Origin of the sequence: Acidisphaera rubrifaciens HS-AP3 (assembly GCF_000964365.1) — a bacterium.
GTDB lineage: Bacteria > Pseudomonadota > Alphaproteobacteria > Acetobacterales > Acetobacteraceae > Acidisphaera > Acidisphaera rubrifaciens.
Genome location: NZ_BANB01000378.1, coordinates 1 through 5981, shown reverse-complemented (window position 1 = coordinate 5981; position 5981 = coordinate 1). Strand labels below are relative to the sequence as shown.

The 5981-nt window shown below is 71.5% G+C and carries 6 protein-coding genes and 1 pseudogene; 2 read left to right on the top strand and 5 right to left on the bottom strand.

The window, feature by feature from the left end; translation table 11 throughout:
- A partial coding sequence (locus B8460_RS11395; RefSeq protein ID WP_048861720.1) for a redoxin domain-containing protein occupies nt 1-570 on the top strand: 570 nt, incomplete at its 5' end.
- Between the two features lie 15 nt (nt 571-585).
- Here the strand turns inward: B8460_RS11395 and B8460_RS11390 are convergent.
- The 3 genes from B8460_RS11390 to B8460_RS11380 form a co-directional block, all read right to left on the bottom strand.
- Nucleotides 586-2730, bottom strand: coding sequence for an alpha/beta hydrolase domain-containing protein (locus B8460_RS11390; protein ID WP_048861719.1), 2145 nt, complete (start codon nt 2728-2730; stop codon nt 586-588).
- Nucleotides 2731-2832: 102 nt separating this feature from the next.
- Nucleotides 2833-3435, bottom strand: coding sequence for a TetR/AcrR family transcriptional regulator (locus B8460_RS11385; protein ID WP_206742648.1), 603 nt, complete (start codon nt 3433-3435; stop codon nt 2833-2835).
- A 122-nt stretch (nt 3436-3557) separates the two neighbouring features.
- Nucleotides 3558-4364, bottom strand: coding sequence for a Crp/Fnr family transcriptional regulator (locus B8460_RS11380; RefSeq protein ID WP_048861717.1), 807 nt, complete (start codon nt 4362-4364; stop codon nt 3558-3560).
- Nucleotides 4365-4611: 247 nt separating this feature from the next.
- Here B8460_RS11380 and B8460_RS11375 point away from each other — a divergent pair, with 247 nt between their 5' ends.
- The gene (locus B8460_RS11375) at nt 4612-4818 is read left to right on the top strand and encodes a hypothetical protein (RefSeq protein WP_048861716.1); all 207 of its coding nucleotides are present in this window, start codon (nt 4612-4614) and stop codon (nt 4816-4818) included.
- A gap of 34 nt (nt 4819-4852) precedes the next feature.
- On the opposite strand, the gene ftsY is transcribed toward B8460_RS11375, so the two are convergent.
- Nucleotides 4853-5770 carry a signal recognition particle-docking protein FtsY gene (gene ftsY / locus B8460_RS11370; RefSeq protein WP_048861715.1) on the bottom strand — a complete coding sequence of 306 codons (918 nt, stop codon included), beginning with the start codon at nt 5768-5770 and terminating at the stop codon, nt 4853-4855.
- 1 nt (nt 5771) lies between these two features.
- A pseudogene (locus tag B8460_RS21890) lies at nt 5772-5981 on the bottom strand (tRNA (N(6)-L-threonylcarbamoyladenosine(37)-C(2))-methylthiotransferase MtaB); the annotation flags it as partial.

The window sequence follows — 5981 nt, the reverse complement described above, 5'->3', positions numbered from 1 at the left end:
CCCGCCCGCGCCGCCGCCGCCGAGCCCGAGGTGGGCGCCAAGGCGCCGGGCTTCACGGCGACGGCCAGCGACGGGACGACCGTGCGCCTCGCGGCGCTCGCCGGGCATCCGGTGGTGCTGGAATGGACGAATGATGGCTGCCCGTTCGTCGGCAAATGGTATCGCAGCGGCGCGATGCAGGCGCTGCAGAAGGAGGCGGCGAGCCTCGGTGTCGTCTGGCTGTCGGTGATCAGCTCCGCGCCCGGCGAACAGGGCTACGCGGACGCCGCGCGGGCCAATGCGCTGACGAAGGATCGCGGCGCCGATCCGGCGCATGTCCTGCTCGATCCGACCGGCGCGCTCGGTCATCTGTATGACGCGGAGACGACGCCGCAGATCTACGTCATCGATGCGTCGGGCGTGCTGCGCTACATGGGCGGCGCCGACAGCATCCCCTCCACGCGCGTGGCCGACATCGCGCACGCGACGCCCTATGCGCGTCTGGCCATGGAGGCGGTCGCCGCCGGCAAACCGGTGCCGTATCCCGTCACGCGGCCGTATGGCTGTACGGTCAAATACGGCGCCGGCTGACCGGCGTCGGGGCGTCTAAGGCCCGCTGCGGACGCCGTCGCGCTCCGCCTGTTCGACCAGCGCCGCCGCGTCCTCCGGCAGCAGGAACTGATAGGTGTTGAGCGTGGAGACGGCGCGGCGCATCGCCAGGACATAGGCGGGCCTGGTCGGATACCGCTCCTCGATCGACAGGCGCGGGTCGCCGGTGGCGAGGCGTTCGGCGCGGGTGCGCGCGAAGGGGATGAAACTCCCCTGCAGATGGCACAGCCCGCCGGGGAACCAGCCGTCGCGGTCGAGATTCCAGCCCGTGTAGGTGCCGATCGGCACTTGCTGGAACACGCTGCGTATGCCGCCCGCGTCGTTGCCGTCGGCATCGACCTGCGGCACCAGCACCGTATAGCCGCCGGGCAGCGGCGACGGCGGCTCGATCGCGATCTCGCCGCTGACCAGCGTCTGGTTGTAGCGCGGGCCGTAGAACAGCACGTGAAGCGGCGTCGGATCATGGAGCACGGGCGGCACCGCCGGCCGCGCGATGCCGTCGTAATCGGTCGCGGGGATGGTGGGAAAGCGCACCTGATCGACCGGCACCAGCGTGCCGTCGGCGATGCGCGGCACGACGGAGGGCGGCGGCGCGATGCCGTCGCGCACCCAGCGGGCGAAGCCGAGCAGCAGGGCGCGCAGCGTGTAGTTCTGCGGATTGGGGTTTGGCGTGTAGCGGCAATGCGCCGACGGGGCGAGCGGCAGGGCGGCCGGGATGTGCTGCGTGCTGGCGAGCACATAGGTGCGCACGTCCGGCAGGTTCGGCAGGTCGGCGCGGCCGAGCGGGTCGGTCAGGCCGAGCGACTGGCGCAGTTCCCAGAACTCCAGCGCGGTCGCGACGTGGAAGATGCGCGGACACGTCGCCGTCGCCTCGCAGCGGTCGAGCACGCCGGCGGTGGCCCCGGTGAGCGGATCGGTCTGCCGCAGGTAGCTGAACGGAAAGGCATAGCCGGGATAGTCGCGGTCGGTCTGGTCGCCGCCGTTGCGGAAGGGCTGGCCGAACCGGACGTTGAGCGGCAGGAAGCCGCCGGCGATGTGGACGAAGGCGCCGTCATAGACGCGCCCGCCGCCCTCGCGTTCGTTGAAGCCGAGCGCGAGGAAGCTGCGGATGAAGCGGCCGGACTGGCTGCTGCCTTCGATGATCGCGCGCTGATCCTGCGCATAGACGGGGTTGGGCGTGCCGGCGTCGTCGGCATGCGCGTCGCGCAGGAAGGCGCCGACGTCGCGCAGGACCGCGAAGCCGAGCCCCTGCACCAGCGGATCACGGGCCCGGTAGATCAGCTCGTACAGCCGGCCGGGCTGAAACGCGCCGGCGAGGCAGACGCGGGTTGCATCGACGGGCGCGGCGCCGGCGGCCGCACCGCCGGCGGCGCAGGCGCCGAAATGCCACTGATCGGCCGGGATCGGGACACGCGGCGCCTGTTCATTCATGCGCACGGTGAGGGTGGGGACGAAGCCTTGTGCGTCGGGGCGGCGATTGTCGGTATCGGCGGCGGCGTACGGCACGGGCGGCGTGGCGCCCGCGGTCGCCGTGAGCGGCAGGTCGTCGGCCGGCGCGGACGTCGTGAGCGTTGCGCGCACCAGCCCGGTGATCGGCCCCCCGTCCGGCGCATGCGCGACCACGGGGCGCATGCGCAGGCGACCGTCGCCCGGGGTCAGGTCCTGCTCCCAGCCGACCCAGGCCAGGGTGTAGCCCTCGCGGTACAGGTAGCCGTCGCCCGGATCGGCGAGCGCGTTGCGCGCCGCCGCGCCAGGCGGCACGCCGAGGTTGAAGAAGCCGGGGGCGAGCTTGTTGCCGCGATTGGGCACCTCGACCAGCAGCAGGCGGTTGGCGTGGGCGGGGTCGGCGGGCACGAGGATGTCGATGTCGGCGTCATAGGCGACGCGCCCGTGCGCATCGCGCGGCGCGAGCCACAGATCCTGGATCAGCGCGTCGTGCGGGTCTGCCGGATCGACCTCGCCCTGCACGTGGCCGACGAGGTGGCGATAGGCGCCCGCGTCGCCGAAGCTGCGTCCGCCGAAGGCCGGCGTCGACTGGGTGATCTCAAGCCGGAGGACGCGCGCGCACGCGCGCTGGGCAGGCATGGCGGTGGCGGCGGCAAAGACCAGCAGCGCCGCTAGGCGTGACGTCGACGATGGCATGCGCAGGTTCCGTTTGCTCCCGCGCGTTTGTCGTCCGTCCAGTCTCCGCCGGCAACCGGGCGTTCGTATACGATACCCGGCGAGGCGGCCCGCAACCGCCGGTCAGGCGGCGGCGACGTCCGCGTGGCGCGGCACCTGCGCGCCGGCCAGCTGCATCGCGAGCATGGCCATGCGCTCGCACAGCGCATCCTCGGTCAGCCGGCCGTCCGCGTGATGCCACGTATAGGTCCAGCTGATCATGCCGCCGAGGGCGAGGGAGGCGATGTGCGGGTCCGCGATGTTGAACTCCCCGGTCGCCGCACCCTCGGCCAGCAGGTCGGACAACAGACGGTCGAAGGTCTTGCGTGCCGCGTTGATCGTCTCCACGGCATCGGCGGACAGGTGCTTTTCCTCCCGGAAATACACGGCGATGTTGGACTGACGCCGCAGGACCACGCGGGTGAAGTCCACCATCGCCCGATAGAGCCGCTCCGACGCCGTGCCGCCGCGCGCGACGGCGTTGGCGATCGCGTCGCAGGAAAGCTGGATCGTCGGCTGGCAGATCGCGCCGAGCAGCTCCGTCTTGCTGCGGAAATGCGTGTAGATGAACGGCTTGGTCACCCCGAGCGCCGAGGCCACGTCGTCGAGCGTGGTGCCGGTGAAGCCACGGCTGTGGAACAGGCGCACCGCCTCCTGCAGGATGCGGTCGCGCTTGTAAGCCTGCATCTCGTCACGCATCCGCGTGTGAACATCGGTCAACATATCTGCACTTTACGCCCCCGCAGTTCGCGGGCGCAACATATTGTCGCGCCGGGGTGTCTAGGCAGGATGACTGGTATTACCGCGCGTCATGCGAGCATGGGATCTTGCAGCAGGTCACGTAGCGCCGAGAGATTGACCAACGTAATGGCTCCATCGTTGAACGTGACGTAATTCGCGTCACGCCAGGCCGACAGGTGCTTGTTGATGCTCTCGCGCGTCAGGCCGGTCATGGCGCCGAGTTCGCGCTGCGACAGTGCGAGGTCGATGCGCAGGCCGCCGCGCACCGGATGCGAATGCAGCCCCGCGAGTTGAATGAGTGCCTTGGCAATGCGCGCCGCCGCCGGCATGTCGACGCTGTCGGTGAGCTGTTCGGTCGCGCGGCGCAGACGCTCGCTCAACAGGCGCGCGACCTCCATCAGCGCGGTCGGCGCGTCCTGCAGCGCGCGCATGAAGGCGCGGCCGTCGATGGCGAGCAGCCGCGCCGGCGACAGGGCGAGCGCATCGGCGGCGCGCGGCCAGTTGTTGAGCACCGCCACCTCGCCGAACACGTTGCCCGGCCCCGCGACCTCCAGCACCACCTCGCGCCCGGCGGCGGTGGAGGATGACAGTTTGACGTAGCCCTCGATCACCGCGAGCACGGAGCGGCCCTCGTCGCCCTGGCGGAAGATGACGCCGCGGTCCGCCACGCGCTGCACCGAGGCGCCGCGCACCAGGGCGCCGAGCGCCGGCGCCGGCAGGTGCCGGAGGATCCGGTGCTGCCCCAGCAAGTCCAGGATGACGCTCTCGCCGTCCTCCACCATGGTCGCCTGCCCCGTTTCCTGCCGCCCCCGCATCCCGCAGCGGTCGCTCCCCCGTTCCGTCTGATCGCCGCTCCGCATTGGCTCGCGGTTCATGGGCGTCCCCTCATGGGCGTCCCGTCATGGGCGTCCCGGTGCATCCGCCCGGCGGGGCCGATGTAACCAGCGGTTGGGCCTGCCCGCAAATCGTCGCCGGAAACCGCGCGCCTGCGGCTTCTATGTGAAGGATTTCATAGTTGCCCGGCGGGGGATCGAACGAGGCTGCGCCGTAGCAGACACGCAACCCGGATTTTGGCGCCGGCCCGGCGGACCGGGCGGGCGCGGCCAGCAGACGGAGGCAGAGATGCAGGACGGGCGTTGGCGGGACGGACATGTGCGCGACGTGCCGCGGGCGGCGGGATCATCCGCCCGAACATGGCCCCACGAGGGCGACGAGGCGACCGTCGACATGCGCCGGGTGCCGCCCTGGCTGTTCGACCTGCGGCCGCTGGAGGTCGTGGCGCTCCTCGCGGGCCTCGGCTTCGTCCTCTATTGCTTCGCCCTGGCCTGACGGCGCGACGGGACCGGGGCGCTCAGGTCACGGCTCAGGTCCCGACAAGGCCCCGCGCATAGTCCTCGGCGTCGAACGGTCGCAGGTCGGCCGCCTGTTCGCCGACCCCGACCGCGTGGACCGGCAGGCCGAACGCCTCGGCCAGCGCCACCACGATGCCGCCGCGCGCCGAGCCGTCGAGCTTGGTGACGATCAGGCCGGTGATATCCACCATCTCCTTGAACACGCGCACCTGCTGGATGGCGTTCTGGCCGGTGGTGGCATCCAGCACCAGCAAGGTCGCGTGCGGGGCGGACGGGTCGTGCTTGCGGATCACGCGGATGATCTTGCGCAGCTCCTCCATCAGCACCGACTTGTTGTGCAGCCGCCCCGCGGTGTCGATCAGCACCACGTCCGCGCCCTCGGCCGCGGCGCGCGTCAGGGCCTCGAACGCGAGGCCGGCGGCGTCGGCGTTGGCGGCCCCGGCGATGACGGGCGCGCTGGTCCGCTGGCCCCAGATCTGGAGCTGTTCGACGGCCGCGGCGCGGAACGTGTCGCCGGCGACCAGCATCGGCCGCAGCCCCGCTTCCGCGTAGTGCTGCGCGAGCTTGCCGATCGTGGTCGTCTTGCCGGTGCCGTTGACGCCGACGACGAGGACGACGAACGGCTTGTGCGCCGGGTCGATTTCCAGCGGACGGGCGACGGGCGCGAGGATTTCCGCGATCTCGCCGGCCAGCGCCGTCTTGACCTCCTCGTCCGTCACCTCGCGGCCGAAGCGGGTGCGGCGGAAGGCGGCGATGACGCGCGCCGCGACCTCGGTGCCGAGATCGGCGGCGATCAGCGTCTCCTCCAGCTCCTCCAGCGCCGCGTCGTCGAGCTTGCGGCGGGTAAAGGCGCCGGTGATGCCGTCGCTGAGTTTCTGCGTGCTGCGCGACAGCCCGGCCTTCAGCCGGTTGAAGAAGCCGAGCGCCATGTCAGACGGGTTCCCCGAGAAGGTGGTCGTCGGCTGCGGCGACGATGCGCGCGCGCAGCAGGCTGCCCGGCGGAAGCGGCGCGGGGAAGCGGACGCGGGCGAAATGCTCCGTCCGCCCGTCCTCCCCGGTCTCGGTCAGCACGCTGACGGTGCGGCCGACGAGCGTCGCGTGCCAGCCGCGCGAGGCTGCCGCCCCCGCTTCGCGCAGGGC

Excerpts from the sequence above, each read along its gene's own strand:
- B8460_RS11385 (WP_206742648.1), bottom strand. The coding sequence starts at position 3,435 with ATGCAGGCTTACAAGCGCGACCGCATCCTGCAGGAGGCGGTGCGCCTG.
- ftsY (WP_048861715.1), bottom strand. The coding sequence starts at position 5,770 with ATGGCGCTCGGCTTCTTCAACCGGCTGAAGGCCGGGCTGTCGCGCAGC.
- B8460_RS11375 (WP_048861716.1), top strand. The coding sequence starts at position 4,612 with ATGCAGGACGGGCGTTGGCGGGACGGACATGTGCGCGACGTGCCGCGG.
- B8460_RS11380 (WP_048861717.1), bottom strand. The coding sequence starts at position 4,364 with ATGAACCGCGAGCCAATGCGGAGCGGCGATCAGACGGAACGGGGGAGC.
- B8460_RS11390 (WP_048861719.1), bottom strand. The coding sequence starts at position 2,730 with ATGCCATCGTCGACGTCACGCCTAGCGGCGCTGCTGGTCTTTGCCGCC.